At 35.8% G+C, this 20,292-nt stretch carries 17 protein-coding genes and 1 pseudogene; all 18 read left to right on the forward strand.

Annotated features, from left to right (window positions below; genetic code table 11):
- The first annotated feature begins 42 nt into the window (after positions 1 to 42).
- Positions 43 to 1,779, forward strand: a complete 1,737-nt coding sequence (locus ACVRWY_RS02630) for an ABC transporter ATP-binding protein (RefSeq protein WP_354368016.1) — start codon at positions 43 to 45, stop codon at positions 1,777 to 1,779.
- Between the two features lie 9 nt (positions 1,780 to 1,788).
- Positions 1,789 to 3,558, forward strand: coding sequence for an ABC transporter ATP-binding protein (locus ACVRWY_RS02635; RefSeq protein ID WP_354368018.1), 1,770 nt, complete (start codon positions 1,789 to 1,791; stop codon positions 3,556 to 3,558).
- 127 nt (positions 3,559 to 3,685) lie between these two features.
- Entirely contained in the window at positions 3,686 to 3,958 is a 273-nt protein-coding gene (gene rpsP / locus ACVRWY_RS02640) for a 30S ribosomal protein S16 (protein ID WP_354368020.1), read from the forward strand.
- An 8-nt stretch (positions 3,959 to 3,966) separates the two neighbouring features.
- Positions 3,967 to 4,209, forward strand: coding sequence for a KH domain-containing protein (locus tag ACVRWY_RS02645; RefSeq protein WP_354368022.1), 243 nt, complete (start codon positions 3,967 to 3,969; stop codon positions 4,207 to 4,209).
- Between the two features lie 185 nt (positions 4,210 to 4,394).
- Positions 4,395 to 4,913 (forward strand): ribosome maturation factor RimM, encoded by a 519-nt coding sequence (rimM, locus tag ACVRWY_RS02650; RefSeq protein ID WP_354368024.1) that lies wholly within the window; start codon positions 4,395 to 4,397, stop codon positions 4,911 to 4,913.
- The gene (gene trmD / locus ACVRWY_RS02655) at positions 4,900 to 5,616 is read left to right on the forward strand and encodes a tRNA (guanosine(37)-N1)-methyltransferase TrmD (RefSeq protein ID WP_354368026.1); all 717 of its coding nucleotides are present in this window, start codon (positions 4,900 to 4,902) and stop codon (positions 5,614 to 5,616) included. The genes rimM and trmD overlap by 14 nt, the downstream gene beginning before the upstream one ends.
- A 93-nt stretch (positions 5,617 to 5,709) precedes the next feature.
- Positions 5,710 to 6,705 (forward strand): NAD(P)/FAD-dependent oxidoreductase, encoded by a 996-nt coding sequence (locus tag ACVRWY_RS02660; RefSeq protein WP_354368028.1) that lies wholly within the window; start codon positions 5,710 to 5,712, stop codon positions 6,703 to 6,705.
- Positions 6,706 to 6,852: 147 nt separating this feature from the next.
- Positions 6,853 to 7,812: a polysaccharide pyruvyl transferase family protein gene (locus ACVRWY_RS02665; protein WP_354368030.1), complete on the forward strand. Its 960-nt coding sequence runs from the start codon at positions 6,853 to 6,855 to the stop codon at positions 7,810 to 7,812.
- A gap of 18 nt (positions 7,813 to 7,830) precedes the next feature.
- Positions 7,831 to 8,715: a glycosyltransferase family 2 protein gene (locus tag ACVRWY_RS02670; RefSeq protein WP_354368032.1), complete on the forward strand. Its 885-nt coding sequence runs from the start codon at positions 7,831 to 7,833 to the stop codon at positions 8,713 to 8,715.
- Positions 8,712 to 9,704: a sugar transferase gene (locus ACVRWY_RS02675; RefSeq protein WP_354368034.1), complete on the forward strand. Its 993-nt coding sequence runs from the start codon at positions 8,712 to 8,714 to the stop codon at positions 9,702 to 9,704. The genes ACVRWY_RS02670 and ACVRWY_RS02675 overlap by 4 nt, the downstream gene beginning before the upstream one ends.
- Positions 9,705 to 9,724: 20 nt before the next feature.
- Positions 9,725 to 11,458, forward strand: a pseudogene (locus ACVRWY_RS02680) (SP_1767 family glycosyltransferase); the annotation flags it as partial.
- A complete protein-coding gene (locus ACVRWY_RS02685) occupies positions 11,455 to 12,336 on the forward strand; it encodes a glycosyltransferase family 2 protein (RefSeq protein WP_354368036.1) in 882 nt (293 codons plus the stop codon). The pseudogene ACVRWY_RS02680 and the gene ACVRWY_RS02685, both read left to right, overlap by 4 nt.
- 206 nt (positions 12,337 to 12,542) lie before the next feature.
- Positions 12,543 to 13,799, forward strand: a complete 1,257-nt coding sequence (secY2, locus tag ACVRWY_RS02690) for an accessory Sec system protein translocase subunit SecY2 (RefSeq protein ID WP_354368038.1) — start codon at positions 12,543 to 12,545, stop codon at positions 13,797 to 13,799.
- A gap of 8 nt (positions 13,800 to 13,807) precedes the next feature.
- On the forward strand, positions 13,808 to 15,367 hold the full coding sequence (gene asp1 / locus ACVRWY_RS02695) for an accessory Sec system protein Asp1 (protein ID WP_354368040.1): 1,560 nt from the start codon (positions 13,808 to 13,810) through the stop codon (positions 15,365 to 15,367).
- A gap of 3 nt (positions 15,368 to 15,370) precedes the next feature.
- Positions 15,371 to 16,942 (forward strand): accessory Sec system protein Asp2, encoded by a 1,572-nt coding sequence (gene asp2, locus ACVRWY_RS02700; protein ID WP_354368042.1) that lies wholly within the window; start codon positions 15,371 to 15,373, stop codon positions 16,940 to 16,942.
- The gene (asp3, locus tag ACVRWY_RS02705) at positions 16,942 to 17,481 is read left to right on the forward strand and encodes an accessory Sec system protein Asp3 (RefSeq protein WP_354368044.1); all 540 of its coding nucleotides are present in this window, start codon (positions 16,942 to 16,944) and stop codon (positions 17,479 to 17,481) included. The genes asp2 and asp3 overlap by 1 nt, the downstream gene beginning before the upstream one ends.
- Before the next feature lie 13 nt (positions 17,482 to 17,494).
- Entirely contained in the window at positions 17,495 to 19,861 is a 2,367-nt protein-coding gene (gene secA2 / locus ACVRWY_RS02710) for an accessory Sec system translocase SecA2 (protein WP_354368046.1), read from the forward strand.
- A 64-nt stretch (positions 19,862 to 19,925) separates the two neighbouring features.
- Positions 19,926 to 20,090 (forward strand): hypothetical protein, encoded by a 165-nt coding sequence (locus tag ACVRWY_RS02715; RefSeq protein WP_354368048.1) that lies wholly within the window; start codon positions 19,926 to 19,928, stop codon positions 20,088 to 20,090.
- Positions 20,091 to 20,292 lie beyond the last annotated feature (202 nt).

Below are 20,292 nucleotides of genomic sequence, written 5' to 3' on the forward strand. Positions count from 1 at the left end.
TTCCAGACCATTATTTGTGTAAAAATTTAGGGAGGAGAAGAGATGAAGTTAATATGGAATTATTTGAAGCCGTATCCAAAATGGCTAATTTTAGATGTATTTGCGGCCTTCTTATTTGTTGTTGTTAATCTAGGTCTGCCAACGATCCTAGCGAGAATGATTGATCAAGGGATAACGCAAAATGATCAGCAAGCTCTGTATTTTTGGGCTAAAATGATGTTTCTTGTGGTCTTAATTGGGATTGTAGGAAGGCTATTGTTGGCCTATGCAGCTGGAAAATTGACAACACATATGGTAAGGGACATTCGTAATGATGTTTATGAGGCATTGCAAGATTACTCTCACCATGAATATGAAAAGATAGGAGTCTCATCACTCGTTACAAGGATAACAAGTGATGCCTTTGTCTTGATGCAATTTTCAGAACAGTCACTGAAATTGGGGATTATTACCCCGATGATGATGATCTCTAGTGTAGTAATGACGCTCTTAACTAGTCCAAGTTTGGCTTGGACAGTTGCAGTTGCGATGCCCTTTCTTGTTTTGACAGTAGTTTATGTGGCCATTAAGACCAGACCTTTGTCAGAACAACAGCAGAAAACACTTGATAAAATCAATCAGTATGTTCGTGAAAATTTAACAGGTTTGAGGGTCATTCGTGCTTTTGCCAGAGAAGACTTTCAAGAAGGGCGTTTTCATCAAGCAAATCAATCCTATTCTGAAACGTCTAAAAAACTTTTTGTTTTGACGGGATTGACAGAACCCTTATTCGTTCAGATTATTATTGCTATGATTGTAGCTATCGTTTGGTTTGCTTTAGATCCATTAGCTCAAGGAAGTTTGCAAATAGGGGACTTGGTAGCCTTTATTGAATATAGTTTTCATGCCTTGTTTTCATTTTTGATGTTTGCCAATTTGTTTACCATGTATCCAAGGATGCAAGTATCTAGCCAACGTTTGCAAGAGGTCTTGGATTTACCTATTTCCATTTCTAAAAATGAAGATGGGATAACCGAAACAAAGACGCATGGTTATTTAGAGTTTGACAATGTTACCTTTGCTTATCCTGGTGAGACAGAAAACCCAGTCTTACACAATATTAGCTTTAAGGCCAAGCCAGGCGAGACAATTGCTTTTATTGGTTCAACAGGATCGGGAAAATCCTCTTTAGTGAGTTTGATTCCACGGTTTTATGATGTCACCTTGGGTCGTATTTTAGTAGATGGGGTAGATGTCAGACACTATCGTTTAAAAAGTTTGCGTGAGAAGATTGGATTTATTCCTCAAAAGGCTCTTCTTTTTACAGGGACGATTGCAGAGAATTTAAAGTATGGTAAGGATGATGCCAGTCTTGAGGATCTTCATAAAGCAGCAGAGGTAGCCCAGGCCAAAGATTTTATCGACAGTAAACAGGAGCGTTTTGATACACATTTATCAGAAGGTGGGAGCAATTTATCTGGCGGTCAAAAACAGCGTTTATCTATTGCGCGTGCTCTTGTGAAAGAACCAGATATCTATATTTTTGATGATTCGTTCTCAGCTTTAGATTATCAAACTGATGCTACTTTGCGACGACGTTTGAAGGAAGTAACTAAAGAAGCGACAGTTTTAATCGTTGCACAACGTGTTGGAACGATTATGGATGCCGATCATATTATTGTCTTAGATAAAGGTGAGATTGTAGGACGTGGGACTCATGATGAATTGATGGCCACAAACCCTATCTACAAAGAAATTGCCGATTCTCAGTTGAATCGTCAAAAACTGACAGAGAAATAGGAGGTTAAGATGAAAGAAACTAAGGTGTTTAAAAGAGTTTGGACCTACCTCTCAGCTTATAAAGGTTCCATCTATTTGGCTATTTCTTTAAAGATTCTTAGCAGTATCATGAATGTTTTAGAACCTTTTGTTCTAGGGTTAATCATCACAGAATTAACATCTAATTTATTAGCTATAGCAAAAGGAGTGGCTGGTGCAGCAATCAATGTCCCTTATATTGTCAGTTTGTTAGCCTTATATGCTTTTCGTGCCTTGCTTTATGAAATTGGTGCCTATGGCTCTAACTATTACATGACTAAAGGGGTGCAAGGTGCGGTGATGGACTTAAGAGAAGATTTGAGTCGAAAAATTAATCGTATTCCAGTCTCTTATTTTGACAAGCATCAATTTGGGGATTTATTAGGCCGCTTTACTAGTGATGTCGAAGCTGTATCTAACGCTTTGCAACAAAGTTTTCTTCAAATTGTTAATGCAGTGCTGACCTTGATATTAGTATTGGTGATGGTCTTTTACCTGAATGTTGGATTAGCTTTGATTGTTGTCTTGATGGTGCCAGCGACATATTTTGGTTCAAGGTTGATCATGAAGAAATCTCAACCTTATTTTAAAGCTCAGGCAGATATCTTGGGACAGTTAAATGGTTTTGTTCAAGAAAATTTGACAGGTTTTAACATTATCAAACTCTATGGACGAGAAGAACAGTCAAGTCAAGAGTTTCAAAAAATTACCTCTGACTTACAAGAAGTCGGTTTTAAAGCCAGTTTTATGTCCAGTATGTTGATGCCATTATTACATGGGTTATCAGACGTGACTTATATGGTTGTTGCCTTTGTAGGTGGTCTTCAAGTTATGGCTGGAAAATTAACGATTGGTAATATGCAGGCTTTTGTCCAGTATGTTTGGCAGATTACACAACCTGTACAGACATTGACACAGCTTGCACCACAACTACAAAGTGCTAAGTCCTCGCTAGAGCGTATCTTTTCAGTTTTGGATGAAATCGATGAAAAGAGTGAAAAAGAGATGGTGTTGACTTCCCCTTTAACAGGGCAGGTTTCCTTTCATTCGGTGGATTTCTCTTATGTGGCAGATAAGCCATTGATTCAGGGATTTAATTTAGAAGTTAAACCTGGGGAGATGGTTGCAATTGTTGGTCCCACTGGTGCAGGTAAGACCACTTTAATTAATCTCTTGATGCGCTTTTATGATGTGAGGAGTGGTGCGATTACTGTTGATGGCCATGATATTCGCCAGATTAATCGCCAAAGCTACCGCCAGCAATTTGGTATGGTTTTGCAGGATGCTTGGCTATACGAAGGAACCATTAAAGAAAATTTGAGATTCGGCAGGCTAGAGGCTACAGATGAAGAAATTGTTGAAGCCGCTAAGATGGCAAATGTAGATCATTTTATCCGCACGCTTCCAGGTGGCTATAACATGGAGATGAATCAAGAATCTAGCAATATTTCACAAGGACAGAAACAATTGTTAACCATAGCTCGTGCCTTACTTGCAGATCCAGCTATTTTAATATTGGACGAGGCGACTTCATCGGTTGACACACGACTGGAAATATTAATTCAAAAAGCTATGAAGCGCTTGATGCAGGGGCGAACTTCTTTTGTGATTGCTCATCGCTTGTCAACAATTCAAGAAGCTGATAAGATTTTAGTCTTAAAAGATGGTCAGATTATAGAACAAGGCAATCACGAGAGTTTATTGGCAGCAAAAGGTTTTTATCATGACTTGTATTATAGCCAGTTTAGCCAGTCAGATTAAAAAAATACAAGCTGTCAAGAAAAAAACTTGACAGCTTGTAATTATCTGTTATAATAGTAAAGGTAAATTGATGGCTGTGCTATTCAATGAAACCAAAAATAATAAAACAGAAAAGAGATTATTTAAAATGGCAGTAAAAATCCGTTTAACTCGTATGGGTTCTAAGAAAAAACCTTTCTACCGTATCAACGTAGCAGATTCACGTGCACCACGTGATGGTCGCTTTATCGAAACAGTTGGAACTTACAACCCACTTGTTGCTGAAAACCAAGTAACACTTAAAGAAGAGCGTGTTCTGGCATGGTTGGCTGATGGTGCGCAACCATCTGATACAGTTCGTAACATCCTTTCAAAAGAAGGCGTTATGAAAAAATTCCACGATTCAAAATTCTCAAAATAATTTAGCTTATGGATACGATTGAAAATCTCATTATTGCAATTGTGAAGCCCTTGATTTCACAACCAGATGCTTTTACAATAAAAATTGAAGATACCCCTGAATTTTTAGAGTATCATCTTCATCTTGCTAGCAGTGATATTGGACGTGTTATCGGAAGAAAAGGGCGGACCATCACAACAATAAGATCGATTGTCTATTCGGTTCCAACTCAAGGTAAAAAAGCAAGAATCGTTATTGATGAAGGAGCATAGAGTAGCATTACTCTAGCTCTTTTTTGTTATCTTGAGAAAAAAGAGAAATCATGATAGAATGGGTAAGAATGGCTACTCTAAGTTTGTCTGACCAATTACCTAGAAAAGAGATTTGCTAGTGTTTGGTGGGGAAGGAAAAAATATTGAAAGGCAAAGGTGCCTAGGTAGCCAAGAGTGGAGAGAAGATGAATTATTTTAATGTTGGAAAAATTGTCAATACACAAGGACTTCAAGGTGAAATGCGTGTCTTGAGTGTGACTGATTTTGCTGAAGACCGCTTTAAAAAAGGGAGTGAGCTGGCTCTTTTTGATGATAAGGATCAATTTGTTTCTGTCGTCACAATTGCAAAACACCGTAAACATAAAAACTTTGATATTATTAAATTTAAGGATATGAATCATATCAATGACATTGAAAAATATAAAGGTTTTAGTTTAAAAGTGGCAGAAGAACATCTGACAGATTTAGATGATGGTGAGTATTACTACCATGAAATTATTGGCTTAGATGTCTATGAAAATGATCTCCTGATTGGTCAAATTAAAGAAATTCTTCAACCAGGAGCAAATGATGTTTGGGTGGTAAAGCGTAAAGGAAAGCGGGATTTATTACTTCCTTATATTCCTCCGGTTATTTTGAATGTTGACATTGCTAATCATCGTGTTGACGTTGATGTTTTAGAGGGTTTGGATGATGAAGATTGATATTTTGACCCTTTTTCCAGAGATGTTTGCTCCCCTTGAGCACTCTATAGTTGGAAAAGCGAAAGATAAAGGTTTGCTTGAGATTAATTATCATAATTTCCGAGAAAATGCGGAAAAAGCTCGTCATGTAGATGATGAGCCTTATGGTGGAGGTCAAGGGATGTTGCTTAGAGCTCAGCCAATTTTTGATACAATTGAAAAGATTGGAGCTGAAAAACCACGTGTTATCTTGCTTGATCCTGCGGGGCGTCGCTTTGATCAATCTTTTGCAGAAGAGCTAGCTCAAGAAGACGAGTTAATTTTTATTTGTGGACACTATGAGGGATACGATGAGCGCATTAAGACCTTAGTGACAGATGAAGTGTCCTTAGGAGATTTTGTACTGACAGGTGGTGAATTAGCTGCGATGACAATAGTAGATGCAACGGTTCGCTTGATTCCAGATGTTATCGGAAAAGAAGCAAGTCATCAAGACGATTCCTTTTCATCTGGTCTTTTAGAATATCCTCAGTACACACGCCCTTATAACTTTCGTGGGATGCTGGTGCCAGATGTGCTGATGAGTGGGCATCATGAAAATATTCGTAAATGGCGCTTGGAAGAAAGTTTACGAAAAACTTATCAGCGCCGTCCTGACTTATTAGAAAATTACAGCCTAACTGAAGAAGAGGCGGCTTTGCTGGAGAAGATCAAAGCCGAGTAAGGACATCAGCTCAATTTTTAAAAGCCTAGAAAATATTTTGAGTTAAATCTTACGTGCACTAAATGAAAAAAGTTAAATATTTGGAGAAAATAAATGACGGAAAAACAAGTTGTTGATATTACAATTATTGGTGGTGGACCGGTGGGCTTATTTGCGGCTTTTTATGCGGGTTTACGTGGTATGTCCGTAAAAATCATTGAAAGCTTATCCGAGCTAGGTGGACAACCTGCTATTTTATATCCTGAAAAGAAAATCTATGATATTCCAGCCTATCCAGAAGTGACAGGTGCTGAGCTCATCGAAAACCTCCTAAAACAATTAGAGCGCTTTGAAGACCGTACAACCATTTGTTTAAAAGAAGAAGTTAAAACTTTTGAAAAAGTAGATGGTCTATTTACTATCCAAACCAACAAGAATCAACATTTTTCTAAAGCCATCGTTATTGCTTGTGGTAATGGAGCTTTTGCTCCACGCCCTTTGGGATTGGAAAATGAAGAGATTTATGCTGACACTAACCTTGTTTACAATGTTCATCAGTTAGATCAGTTTGCTGGAAAAGATGTTGTGATTTGCGGAGGAGGGGATTCTGCACTTGATTGGGCTTTAGCGCTTGATGGCTTGGCAAAATCAGTGAGCTTGGTCCACCGTCGAGAAGTTTTTCGCGCCCATGAACACAGTGTTGAACTTCTAGGGCAATCAAATGTGCAAGTGTTCACACCTTATCTGCCTCTTGAATTAAAAGGAGATGGCCACTTGGCACAGTCTCTTGTCATTCAAAAGGTAAAAGAGGAGGAACAGGTGGAACTTCCTCTTGATGCTCTTATTGTGAGTTTTGGATTTTCAACTTCTAATAAAAACCTAAAAAATTGGAATCTTGATAGCAAGCGAAGTAGCATTTTTGTGTCCTCGTTGTTTGAAACAAGTCAAGAAGGTGTTTATGCAATTGGGGATGCTGCTGCCTATGATGGAAAAGTTGATTTGATTGCAACAGGTTTTGGAGAAGCACCAGTCGCGATAAACCAAGCTATCAATTATATTTATCCTGATAGAGATAATCGTGTTGTTCATAGTACATCGTTGATTAATTGATAAAAAAGGGGAGAGCCCCCTTTTTTATTGGTATTTTTGACAAAATAATGTTTTTAAACTAAAATAATATAATAGGTTTTTTAATATATAAGAGACTGATAAATAGAAATAGATGATATATTGATATCAAAAATGGGGAATTGATAAATGACAAAATATGCACTGTTTACCTACTCTACAGGAAACATTGGCGATGAGATTCAATCACTAGCAGCTAAACGATTTTTGCCACGGGTTGATTATTATATCAACCGAGATTATTCTAATGAATTTAAAGTAGATTCTGATGAAGAAATTAAGCTGATTATGAATGGTTGGTATTCACATCGCCCCGAAAATTTCCCTTTGACGTTGGAACAGATTAATCCCTTACTTTTGTCAATGTATTTTGATGATCAGGTTAAGGAAGCTTTTTCGTCAGAGGCTAATGTTAACTTTTTTAAAAAGTATGGACCCGTGGGAGCGAGAAGTTTTGATACTAAACGCTATATGGCTAGTCTGGGAGTAGAGTCTTATTTTTCAGGTTGTTTAACTCTGACGTTACAGCCAGAAAAAAATATTCCAAAACAAGATTTTATTCTGGCAATTGATTTGCCAAATGATGTCTTTAATAAAGTTGAGAAGGAATCTAAGTATCCTGTTTTGCGTATGAGTGCTGATACAAATCATCGATATATGTCACCTGAGAGACGCATGAAAATAGCACAGTATTATCTCTATCTGTATCAATCCGCACGCTTTGTTGTGACAACGAGGCTTCATGGCACTCTACCTTGTTTAGCCTTGGGGACACCTGTTTTGAATCTAGAATTACCGAATTTTGAACCAGGACGATTTGAAGGGCTTAGAGACTTAGCACATCATATGACAGTAGAAGAGTTTTTATCTAAAGGTTATGATATCAATAATCCTTTGGAAAATCCTACAGATTATTTAAAGATTCGTGCAGAATTAGAGCGTCGTTGTCAGAAATTTACAGGATTTCAAAGCCAAGCAGGTTACCTTAATGGACGCCCCTTAGAGCAGTTTTTAAATGATCCAGAATTGATCCAATCGTTTGTAACAGGCTTGTGGAGTGCTCACCAATATTATGGTATTTATAGATAAAATTGAAATGAGAGAAAAATGAGTAATTTGGTAAGTGTTATTGTGCCAGTGTACAATGGAGAAAAACATTTAAGGCAGTGTGTTGAAAGTATTTTTAAGCAGACATATGAGAAATTGGAGATCTTGTTGATTAACGATGGATCAACAGATGGTAGCGCCTTACTTTGTGAACAATTGCGTCAAGAGGATTCTCGTGTAAAGGTCATTCATAAATATAAAAATGAAGGTCTAGGTGCAGCTCGTAATACCTCTTTAGATGTGGCAAGTGGTGATTATATTGTTTTTCTTGATGCTGATGACTGGATTGACCCTAATCATGTCAGTGATTTATATGACTTGTTAACAAGAACAAATAGCGATATCGCTATTTCAAACTTTAGTCAATACATTGAATCAGAAGGGCGATACAATCTTCATATCAACCCAGAGGATTATTATGAGGCAGTTTATACGCCAGAAGAGTGGTTTGCTTATCAATATGGGGCACCACATAATTTGAGTTTGTGTTTTACTGTTCCTTGGAGCAAAATGTATAAGAAATCCTTATTTGAGTATATTTTATATCCAACTGATGGGTTTGGTGAGGATGATCGTACAACTTGGAAAACCTATTTAATGGCTGATAGGATTGCTTATATGCATCGTTCCACATTGATTTATCGTGTTAATGCAGGTTCTATGACTCAAGTTGCTGATCAAGCAACAATTTTTTCTACTGTTCCCGTTACTGAACGTCTGGAAGTTCTAGGGCTTTTAGGTTTGGATCTTTCTCGAGAAATTCAGGCATACCAATGGCGATCTCAGATTAATCGTGACTCTAAATTAAGAAATGGTGATGTTGTCTCCTATAAAAATCTAGAATTTAGAATTAAGTTGATGGAAAAATATGGTAAGAGAAAATGAGAGTTTATATTACAAATATTAATGGACAATCACTTCAAAGTACAGCTCAACTAGCTCAAAACGTTGTTACTGATATTGCATCTACTTTAGGTTATAGAGAGTTGGGGATCTATGCTTATAATTTCCATGGTGACAGTGAAAATGAATTGAGTAAGCGTTTAGATGGTATTGTAGCAGGTTTGAGACATGGTGATGTTGTTATTTTTCAAACACCCACATGGAATACGACAGCGTTTGATGAACGTGTGATGAATAAATTAAAAGCTTACCAAATTAAAATTGTAGTTTTTGTCCATGATGTTGTACCCTTGATGTTTGCAGGTAATTATTACCTGATGGATCAGACTGTTTCTTACTATAATAAAGCAGATGTTATTGTTGTACCGAGTCAACAAATGTTAGACACTTTACGAGATCATGGTTTAACAGTGAAAAAAGCTATTATTCAAGGAATGTGGGACCATCCAACTCAAGTTCCTATGAAACAAGCTAGACTTGATAGAAAAATTCATTTTCCAGGGGATCCTGTTCGATTTAGCTTTATTACCAAGTGGAACTATTCTATTCCCTTGCACCTTTACTCCTCAAAACAGGTTGAACTACCCGATACTGTTGTTAGAGAACCTTGGCGTTTTAATGAAGAGTTACTGATAGATATGTCACAAGGTGGTTTCGGTTTGGTATGGATGGACGATCACGATAAGGATTACCAAAAACTTTATTGCCCATATAAACTGGCTAGCTTCATTGCTGCAGGGATACCAGTATTTGTTCAAAGGGGAATTGCTAATCAGGAAATTATCGAAAATAATAATTTAGGTTGGGTAGTGGATAGTTTAGATGAAGTTGTGGAAATGATCCAACAGATGACAGATGGGCAATATTTAGAAAAGGTAGCATCAGTGAGAAAATTTAATCCTCTGATTAGGCAAGGGTACTTTACAAAAAAATTGCTGACAGATGCGGTCTTTTCGGCATTATGTGAATAAGGGAGATAGTAATGAAGGCGGTACATGTTCTTTCGATTAGTGAGAGCTTAGATTTTGTTTTAGAGCATTTTTCCTCTGTTGCTCGTTTCGGTGATGGTGAAGTAGATATCATGATGGGGAGAAGTATTCCTTATCAGAAATATGATCCTGCTTTAGCAGCATTTTTGAAACAAATTTTGTTAACTCCTAGTAATTCTCAATTAATGGTTTGTTTACCTGATGTCTTTGAGCACTTGGAGAGATACAATCAATCAGCCCAGTCTTTCTGGCATCATCACTTTAATCAATATTCATCATTTTATGATAAATATTGTCAATCAGATTGGTATGGCTCAACATTTATTTCTCGTCCCTATATCGATTTAAAAGATAAAACAGAGGCGAAGTCTTCTTTTCAGAAGTTGAAAAAATTATGGGAGCGTAGAGATATTCTAATTGTGGAAGGGGAAACTTCACGCTCAGGAGTGGGAAATGATTTATTTGACAATGCAGCCTCAATTTCACGTATTATTTGTCCATCAAAAGATGCATTTGAACAGCGTTCTGCGATTTATAACGCAATAAAACGCCATGCTGAAGGGAAATTAATCCTGTTAATGTTAGGTCCTACAGCAAAAGTTCTTGCTTATGATTTATCTCAAGAAGGGTATCAAGCAATTGATATCGGGCATATTGACTCAGAGTATGAGTGGTTTAAGATGGGGGCGACTCATAAAGTGAAATTAGCCAATAAACATACAGCTGAATTTAATTACGATAAAGACATTGTGTTCGATGATGATACAAGTTACTCTTCTCAAATTTTAGAAAAAGTATCTTTATCAGGTGATGAGGATAAGGTAGAAATGATAGAATTAGATAAAAACAAAGAAATAATTAGTGTAATTGTTCCCGTATATAATGTTGCACCTTATTTAAAACGTTGCATCGACTCTATTTTAAAACAAACTCACACAGACTTTGAATTGCTACTGATCAATGATGGCTCAACTGACGGAAGTGTTTTAATTTGTCAAGAGTATGTCGAAAAAGATTCTCGTATTCATCTTTATCATCAAAACAATCAAGGTGTCTCTGCTGCACGTAACTTGGGAATTGATAAGGCAAACGGTAACTATATAACCTTTATTGACTCAGATGATTTTGTGGAGGATATTTATCTAGAAAAACTTTATAAAGCTCTGAAGGATAATGGCTCGGATATTTCTGCTGTTAATTTTTCATCTTTTAATGAAGAACGCCAAAGCTTCTTATTCTTTATTACTTCAGAAAATTATTTTGAAAAAAATTATAAGCGTCAAGAATGGCTAGATCAAGAAAATATGGCTAGACATAATTTGTATATGGCTTTTACTTTCTCACCTCTTAAACTTTTTAAAAAGGAATTATTTGAAGGGATACGTTTTCCTTTAGGAAGGTTGCGTGAGGATGATGCAACAATCTATAAACTCTACTTAAAAGCTGATCAGATTACATTTGTGAATGCTGGTCTGTATTATTATTCTCAGCGACAGGACGGCTTGTCACGGACACGTATGTTGGATGATATCGCTTCTATGATTTCTAATGCAGAAGAAAGAATTGCCTTATTAGCTAGTATGGGGTTTGATGTTACAGAACATGTAGCATCGTATATTGCCAGATTGAAAAAATGCCAAACAGATAGCCTTCAAGCAGGACAGATTGAATTATATCAAGAATTATCTGCAAAACTCGATCTAATCAACCATTATCAAAATCAGGAGGGGCAATGAAGGAAAAAGTAACGGTTATTGTACCTGTTTATAATGCAGAACCGTATTTACACCAATGTATTGATAGTATTTTAAATCAAACTTATACGAATCTTGAAGTATTATTGATTAATGATGGCTCTGAAGATGGTTCTGCCCTCATTTGTGAGCAATACAGAGAAAAAGATTCTCGTGTTCGTGTGCATCATAAGCCACTTGGTGGAAGTGGTGTTGGAGCGACACGTAATACGGCTCTGTCCCTAGTGACGGGCGATTATATATTATTTGTTGATAATGATGATTGGCTAGAACTTAATCATATTGAGCTTCTATACTGCGCTTTAAAAGAAACAGATAGTGATATTGCCGTTGCTAATTTCACTGAATTTATCGAGGATAAATCAGTGTATCACTTTCATTTAAGAAGCGAGGATTATTACCAACAAGTTTTTACTCCAAAAGAATGGTTTGACAAACAATATGTGGGACAAAATGCCTTTAGTCAATGTTTCACAGTTCCATGGTCAAAATTGTATAAAGCTAGTCTGTTTGAAAATATTCTCTATCCAGTTTCTGAGAAAGTGGAGGATGACTATACTACTTGGAAAATTTATCTATTGGCTAATAAAATTGTCTATAGTCATATTGGGATTTATTACCATAGAAAACGTTCATCTAGTGTGACGAAAACAGTGAATTTTGTAGATGTTTTTCCGATTAAGAGTATTGAAGAAAGAATCACTTTATTAAGTTTAATTGGATTTGATATTTCATCGGAGTTAAGAGCTTATAGATGGCGTTTAGATAAACATCGTGATTCATATCTCGCTTCAGGTGATTACTATCATTATAAACAAACCCTTCAAAAATTAGAAATTCTATCAAAGTGGAATTCGTAATGAGGTCATTTTTGATAGAATGTTTGACAATGATAGGGAATTTATAATAGAATAGATTTTATTATTTTAAGATTAAAATTAAAACATGTTATTTTGGTTTTAAAATGATTATGTCATCTTAGAAAGCTCAATCATCATACAGAGAACATTTAATCTTCTGTTAAAGCAATTGGGCATACTGCTAGTATTGTAAGTATAGGAAATATATGTTTAGAAAATTACAAATTAAACTGAGAAGTTCATTATTGCTAAAAAAAATTCTATTTTCAACGGGAATTATTTTTATCTATATGTTAGGGCGTAGCTTGCCTGTAGTGACTGTTCCAATTAATACAGGAGTAGCTAGAGACGCAGCCACTGCCAATGCTTTAAATAGTTTAGCTTCGATTACAGGTGGTCAATTAAGTAGTATTACTTTATTTTCGCTAGGGTTGAGTCCTTGGATGACTTCTATGATCTTATGGCGTTTTGTGACAGTATTTGAGCTTTTTAAAAGTTCAACTAAAGCTCAATCTGATCGCGCGCGTTTAACTTTAACGTTTGTTGTCGCACTTATCCAAGCCTTTGGAATTACAGCTTCTAGTACATTTTTACCAGTGGAAGGAAGTCTTTTTCAATCACCAATAGTATTGCGTGTCATGACAATGACGATGATCATCTCAGGTGCCTTTGCTTTGATGTGGTTAGGGAATAGAAATGCAGAAAAAGGGTTAGGTGGCCCTACGGTTATTATTATTGTTAATATGATTTTAACCTTCTTTAGTAATATTTCATCATTTTTTGAAGGGAAATCACTTCAGTCACCAGTTGTTTGGGGACAAATTTTAATTTTTATTATAGCTGTTAATGCATTGATTTTAGTGACTATTTTTTCATATCGAGGAGAATATCGTATTCCCATTCGTCGAATTAGTGTTAGTAATAGTTACACCGATAAAAATTATATCCCTATTCGTGTCAATCCTGCAGGAGGAATGCCATTCATGTATGGAATGACTTTGATGATGTTACCACCCGTCATTATTCAAGGATTAATGGGATTATTTCCTGATAATGAAACATTAGTATTGATATCTCAAAATATTGGGTTATCTACTTGGACAGGGGCTTTAATTTATGCTATTATTCTTTACACTTTGACAATTGGATTTACTTATTACAATTATGACCCTGTTAATATCGCAAAAACCATGCGTCAAGGTGGAGATTATATTGAATTTGTTAGACCAGGCAAAGAAACTGAGCTATATTTACGTCGATATTTATCGATTCTATCTCAAATCGGTGCCATTTTTGTTTGTGTTATTGGCGTTGTCCCATTACTTTTTATTATTGGTCAAGGTGATAAAACTAGTATTGCCATGTTAGTTAGTAATATCTTTGTTGTCACTAGTTTAATGTTAGGAATAGTAGAGCAAGTCAATGTGCTATTGACATGGAGAAAATACGGTAAGTTATTGTAGGAGAAACTATGTTTTATTTTGTACCATCATGGTATAACACAACTTCAAAGTGGGGGGACAATACACCGCTTTGGTTTCGTGTATTTGAGCAAATGACATTTGATGACACGGTTAATCAGTTGAAAATGTTTTACAATGTCGATGAGCCAAGTTGTGCTATTATTTTAAATTATCAGCCACAACTACGGTATTTTCTGCATAAGCAAGATTTAATTGGTTTACCTTATTGGTCTTTTTTTGATGATATTCAAAATATTCATAGGACTGAAGTTCAAGCTATTGATTTTAAATCATTGAATTGGCCACCTAAAACAACTTTTGTCTATACTCCCTTTGTAGTTATTGCAAAGCATGAAGGAAAAATTTTAGCCTATATTAATTTTGCTGAAAATGGAAACTTATTAGATGTTGATTTTAGGGTGGAAAATCAGAAAGATCGAACTTATCAATTTGATGATCGTGGTTTTTTATCTAGTATTCTTTATTATCAAAATGGAGTAGAATCACATCGAGATTATCTAAATGAAAATGGGGTTTGGCAAGTTAGAGAGCATTTAACAGGTGATAAGCAAATTGAGATTAATCTATTTGCGGATTTCTCCTTTGGTCAACGTTATTATACTAATTGGGAGCAGTTATTAGAGGAACGTCTAACATTATTTTCAAAAGAGGTGTTAGAAGATTCCGACCACTTAGTGATCGCTTCTAATCCTCAACACAATCAGCTAATAATGGATAATTTTCCTAGTCAAGATAAGATTTTTTCATTTTATCACGAACGTGATGTAACGTCTCAATTATCTGATCTTAAAAAATTACATGAGATTGCTAAATTTTTTGTTGTTGATACTGAAAGTATGGAGTCAACCCTTAGAGACGCCTTCCATCAAAATCAGCTATCAGATAAAACTGTGATGAGAATTTCACCCTTTGATACACGTTTGAGGTTGGGACATAGTCAAAATGTTAAAGAATTGCGAATTCACTTTTTCATTGACAGTATTTCAAAGACCGAACTTTTTGACAATATTGAGACCATCCTAGGCTTGATGGAAAATAATCGATTGATCTATTTAGATTTGGTGACCTATGATAGAAATTACCCTATCAAACAAGTTAAGGATGACATCACAGAAATGATTGCGTCTAAATTCCATATGGAGAAATTTGTGACTGATGGAGAAGATTCAGGTGAAAATAAAGTGGATGGAGCAGCAGAGGAATTAGATAGAGTCACTCTAAATTTATTTACTAATGAAAATCAAGTGATAAAAGCTCTAGACTCTGCTCGCCTTGTGATTGATCTTGGTCGTCATCCCAATCTTTATACTCAAATTGCAAGTATTAGTGCAGGCGTCCCACAAATTAATGCCGTGAAGACAGAATATGTCTCACACAAGGAAAATGGTTGGATATTGGCAGATGATAAGGAGCTATCTAAAGCTATCCATTATTATTTTGATGGGTTAAAAAATTGGAACCATTCATTAGTTTTTTCAGTTCAAAAAATGGCTGACTACACAAGTGGACGTATATTAGAGCAATGGAAAGCGCTTTTAGAAAGGTAAGGTATGGCCATAAAAATATTACAAATTGGGCAAAGTGATTGGGCTCAAGATGTTGAGATGCCCGAGGATATCAGTTGGTATTACACTGATATTGATCACTTACCCGACTACTTAGAGGAGCTTAAGCTTGAAGAACTATCAAAAATCAAAGTTAAAGTTGGAGAAGAAGTTCCTAAAATCAATTTACGATTCAATGCCCTCTTTATCACTTCTGTGGTAGAAGAGGAACAACTTGATTTGTTGAATGGTGCAGTTGAAGCACATGCTGTCTTTTTTGAACAAGGCATTCCTTTTTCTTCTAAATCTTTCGATGGTTTTTTCAGAAAGAAAGTAGCTAAAACGTTACCCTTTGCTGGAAGTAAAGAAGAGATTGTTAAATTTTTACAGCAGAATCTTTTTTCTGGGCAATATGGTGCTAAGTTAAAAATCCCAGAAATTGATGTGACACCAGATTTCAATGGAAAAGTGACCTATGAAGGCCATGTTGCTGTTCATTTTGAAGGAGATTTTGGAGAAGATTTTCAACCACTTTATACTTACAGATATAATCTAAGTAAGTTTTCAATGGCTTTGGAATTGTGGCAAGAATATATTGCATCAGATAACTGTGAGGTAGCAATTGAAGTTACTAGTTTTTATGCAGGTTCTTTGCATGATATCCGTCGAACGCTATTTATTTCAGGGAAAGCACTTGAAACACCATTTATTCTTGACCCAGAAGATGGTGAGGGATACTATGGTGTTACAATTTATGCAAAAGGTAGTGGAAGTTTAAGATTTGGTCCAATGCATTGGCGATATTCTCGAAAAGGGTTAGGACAGTTTGTCTTAGGAGGGCGGCGCTTTAGCGACTCTAAACGACAAGAGTTTATTTCTTATTTCAATCCTGGCGATATGAAACCGCCACTAAATGTTTATTTTTCAGGTTTTAGGGGAGCTGAAGGATTTGAGGGATTCTTTATGATGAAATCAATGAAGGCTCCGTTTATGCTGATTGGAGATCCTAGATTGGAAGGTGGCAGTTTCTATGGTGGAACACCAGAATTAGAAGCTGCTATTGAAGATAGTATCCAAGAGTCTTTAGATTATCTTGGTTTTGATTCTTCTCAACTCATCTTATCAGGTTTGTCTATGGGAACTTTTGGGGCTTTATATTACGCATCTCACTTTAATCCAAGTGGTATTGTTGTTGGAAAACCCTTTGCTAGTTTAGGAAATACTGCTGTTGGGATGAAATTAAAACGTCCAGATGAATTTGAAACCATGGGAGACATGTTGAGAAATTTAACTGGTGGCACAACAAAGGAAAATATTAAGCAGTTAAATCATAAATTTTGGAATAAATTTAATCAATCAGACTTTCCCAATACAGATTTTGCAATTGCTTTTATGGAAAATGATGATTATGATGGAACTGCTACCAAAGAATTAGTAGAAAATCTATCTGATAAAAATGCCCATATCTATACAAAGGGATATGAAGGCCGTCACAATGATAATAGTAGTGCCATCAATAAGTGGTTTATGAGACAATATATTACCATTTTATCAGAGCGATTCGGAAGGAGTTATTAATGACTAAAACCTTACTAGCTACGATTAAATGGGATAGAGTAACATCGGGTAATTCTTATCTTTATGGCTCAACGATTAAATTCTTAGAAGATAGTGTCTCTTTTGAAAATCTTTTAATGGCATCAGGAAAACCAATTAGCCGTTGGCAATCACGAACAAATTATCAAGGGAATCGTAGGAGTCCTGCTCTCCCTGTCTTAAAACCAGGAAAGACATATTTATTAAAAGCAGATTTGGAGTCAACTCCTATGAACAGAGTCTTCATTCGTTTAGATTTTGTGAATCGATTAAACGAAAATATTGGGTTTACAGTACTAAGAAGCGTTGAACAAGAATTTACATATCCAAAGGATGCCTTCTCTTATACCATTACGTTGATGAGTGGTGGCTGTAGTGCTGTTGTGTTCCGCTCTTTATCGATTTTTCATGAAGATGAGAAAGTAGCGATAAAATTTGAAAGACCACTTTCTAAACGCTATACAGAAAGTGATATTCCTCAAGATTTGAATTTTGTTAAGACTTTGATTACAACTATTTAGAAAGGGGATAAGAGTGGAGCAGAGATCTTTATTAGATAGAATAAGATTACAACGATTTGAAAAAATACTTTTAAAAATTAATCAGCTAAAAGCTACCATGGAAAAATTATCTGACCTAGAGCTCCAAAATCAAACCATCTTATTTCGCCAACGTTTAGATGATGGTGAAACATTAGATGACCTCCTTCCTGAAGCTTTCGCTACAATTAGAGAGGCTAATAAACGAGTTTTGGGGATGTTTGCCTACGATGTCCAAATCTTAGGGGGGATAGCCCTCCACCAAGGTAATATTGCTGAAATGAAGACAGGTGAAGGAAAGACTCTAACGGCCACTTTTCCTTTATATTTAAACGGGCTATCTTCCAAAGGTGCCATTTTAGTGACAACCAATGACTATCTTGCTAAACGTGATGCTGAGGAAATGGGGCAAGTTTTTAAATGGTTAGGTTTGACAGTAGGTGTCGGTGTTTTCGAGGATGATGAAGATGTTGATACGGAGACACGTAAGGCTGTTTATGATGCTGATGTTACCTATACAACCAGTACTGCGTTAGGATTTGATTATCTAACAGATAATTTGGTTGCTTCAAAAAACGAGAAGTTTATGCGTGATTTTAATTACGTTATTGTTGATGAAGCAGATGAAGTTCTTTTAGATAGTGCTCAGACGCCACTGATTATTTCAGGCTCACCACGGGTACAATCTAACTTGTATGATATTTCTGACCAATTTGTTCAAACACTAAGCGAGGAAGAATATTATTACGATGAAGAAGATAAGGTCGTTTACCTAACGTCCAAAGGTAGTCGTTATGCTGATGAGTATTTTGATATTGATGATTTGTACTCTAATAAAAATTTTGAATTAAATCGGCATATTAATTTAGCCTTGAGAGCTCATAATCTTTATAAAAAAAATAAAGATTATGTGGTTGAGGATGATGAAGTTAAGCTCTTAGATATTCGAACGGGTAGAATTTTGGAAGGAACACGTTTGCAATCTGGCATCCATCAAGCTATCGAGACCAAAGAAAAAGTTAAAAAAACAAAGGAATCTAGAGCAATGGGCTCTGTGACTTATCAGTCGCTTTTTAACATGTTTCCTAAAATCGCAGGAATGTCTGGAACTGCTAAAATTGCAGAAGATGAGCTAATTTCAACTTATAAATTACCTGTCATTGTGATTCCGACAAATACACCAGTCCAAAGAATTGATTTTCCTGACAAGGTTTATACAACCCTTCCTGAAAAATTACAGGCTACCATTGATACTGTGAAAGAAATTCATAAAACAGGTCAACCAATTTTATTGGTATCGGGTACAGTTGATATTTCAGAAATCTATTCGAAACTACTTCTGCAAGAAGGAATTGCTCATAGTGTATTGACTGCGAAAAATGTTGCTAAGGAAGCTTTGATTATCAAAGAAGCAGGTCAATTGGGAGCAGTGACGGTAGCGACTCCCTTGGCAGGACGTGGAACGGATATCAAATTAGGGAAAGGTGTTAAAGAATTAGGTGGTCTAGCTGTTATTGGGACAGAACGCATGCCAAATAGTCGTGTAGATTGGCAACTGAGAGGCCGTGCTGGGCGACAAGGTGATCCAGGGATGAGTCTATTCTTTGTATCTTTGGAAGATGAGATTTTAATCAATCATGGTCCTAAGTGGGTGAGACGTTACTTCAAAAATCATAAAGATAAAAGTCAAGGGAAGTTACTCACGCAAAAACGTTTTAGGCGAGCTGTAGCACAAGCACAAGAAAAAAGTGAGGATGCTGCGGTTAGTGCGCGTAATTTTACTATCCAATATGATGAAAGTCTGAGAGTTCAGCGTAAAAAAATATATGCTTTGAGAGATAGTCTTATCTTTGATGAAGAATCTGTTAAAGATGAAATTGATGCTATTTTTAAAGAAATGATCAAGTATTATATTGCTCATCATCCTAAGCGTACCTTACAAAGTCTGCGTCGTTATATTTTAGATAATTATAGTTATAAATTTCAGTATTACTCTCAAGATTTTGATATAAGATCTGATCATTCAGTCTATAGATTGCTTTGGCATTTGTATCGTAATGAGACAATTCGAAAAGAAGAAATCATTGATAATCCGGAGAAAATTTCAGAGTTTTATCGTGTCTCTATCCTAAAAGCGATTGATGAATGTTGGATTGAACAAGTTGATCACCTCCAACAATTAAAAAGTGTGGTTTCTACCCGTCAAATTGCTCAACGTAATGGGATGTTTGAATACTATGAGGAATCCCTATTGTCTTATGACCGTTTGGGTGAGGAAGTCAAGAAAAAGATTATTCGAAACGTGATGTTGAGTAGTGTTGATAAAACTCCAGATGGTAAGCACTCTATTTATTTTGTCTAGTATTATATCCAATTCGGAGTGATTTTTAATAACATCCACTCACCATATAATGAAGGGAGGGCATATGGCAAAGCGTAATGAATTATTAGATGAAGATATCTTAAAAAACATTGACGAAGCAAGGTATAAACCTTCTAAAAAGAAAAAAGATAGAAAACCCTTATTTTATCTCATTGTAGTCTTTTTGGTTACTCTCTCAGTTCTATTATCCTTATTAAGATACTTATAAGAGATTAACTTGAAAGACCAACTCTATTATTAAGAACTTGTTTGACATGTTAGCGGGTATGAGATTAACAGTAAAGTTTATATGGTTTAAACTTTATTTAGTCTGATTGATGGTGCTAAGATGAAGGGCGAGTTCTTTTTTGACGATTTTTGGAAGTTTTTGGAAGATTTTTATTGACAAAATGTAAAAAAGAGGTATAATA

The organism is Streptococcus porcorum (assembly GCF_053203725.1).

Coding starts and splice junctions, on each gene's coding strand:
- ACVRWY_RS02630 (WP_354368016.1), top strand. CDS start 43: ATGAAGTTAATATGGAATTATTTGAAGCCGTATCCAAAATGGCTAATT.
- ACVRWY_RS02635 (WP_354368018.1), top strand. CDS start 1,789: ATGAAAGAAACTAAGGTGTTTAAAAGAGTTTGGACCTACCTCTCAGCT.
- rpsP (WP_354368020.1), top strand. CDS start 3,686: ATGGCAGTAAAAATCCGTTTAACTCGTATGGGTTCTAAGAAAAAACCT.
- ACVRWY_RS02645 (WP_354368022.1), top strand. CDS start 3,967: ATGGATACGATTGAAAATCTCATTATTGCAATTGTGAAGCCCTTGATT.
- rimM (WP_354368024.1), top strand. CDS start 4,395: ATGAATTATTTTAATGTTGGAAAAATTGTCAATACACAAGGACTTCAA.
- trmD (WP_354368026.1), top strand. CDS start 4,900: ATGATGAAGATTGATATTTTGACCCTTTTTCCAGAGATGTTTGCTCCC.
- ACVRWY_RS02660 (WP_354368028.1), top strand. CDS start 5,710: ATGACGGAAAAACAAGTTGTTGATATTACAATTATTGGTGGTGGACCG.
- ACVRWY_RS02665 (WP_354368030.1), top strand. CDS start 6,853: ATGACAAAATATGCACTGTTTACCTACTCTACAGGAAACATTGGCGAT.
- ACVRWY_RS02670 (WP_354368032.1), top strand. CDS start 7,831: ATGAGTAATTTGGTAAGTGTTATTGTGCCAGTGTACAATGGAGAAAAA.
- ACVRWY_RS02675 (WP_354368034.1), top strand. CDS start 8,712: ATGAGAGTTTATATTACAAATATTAATGGACAATCACTTCAAAGTACA.
- ACVRWY_RS02685 (WP_354368036.1), top strand. CDS start 11,455: ATGAAGGAAAAAGTAACGGTTATTGTACCTGTTTATAATGCAGAACCG.
- secY2 (WP_354368038.1), top strand. CDS start 12,543: ATGTTTAGAAAATTACAAATTAAACTGAGAAGTTCATTATTGCTAAAA.
- asp1 (WP_354368040.1), top strand. CDS start 13,808: ATGTTTTATTTTGTACCATCATGGTATAACACAACTTCAAAGTGGGGG.
- asp2 (WP_354368042.1), top strand. CDS start 15,371: ATGGCCATAAAAATATTACAAATTGGGCAAAGTGATTGGGCTCAAGAT.
- asp3 (WP_354368044.1), top strand. CDS start 16,942: ATGACTAAAACCTTACTAGCTACGATTAAATGGGATAGAGTAACATCG.
- ACVRWY_RS02715 (WP_354368048.1), top strand. CDS start 19,926: ATGGCAAAGCGTAATGAATTATTAGATGAAGATATCTTAAAAAACATT.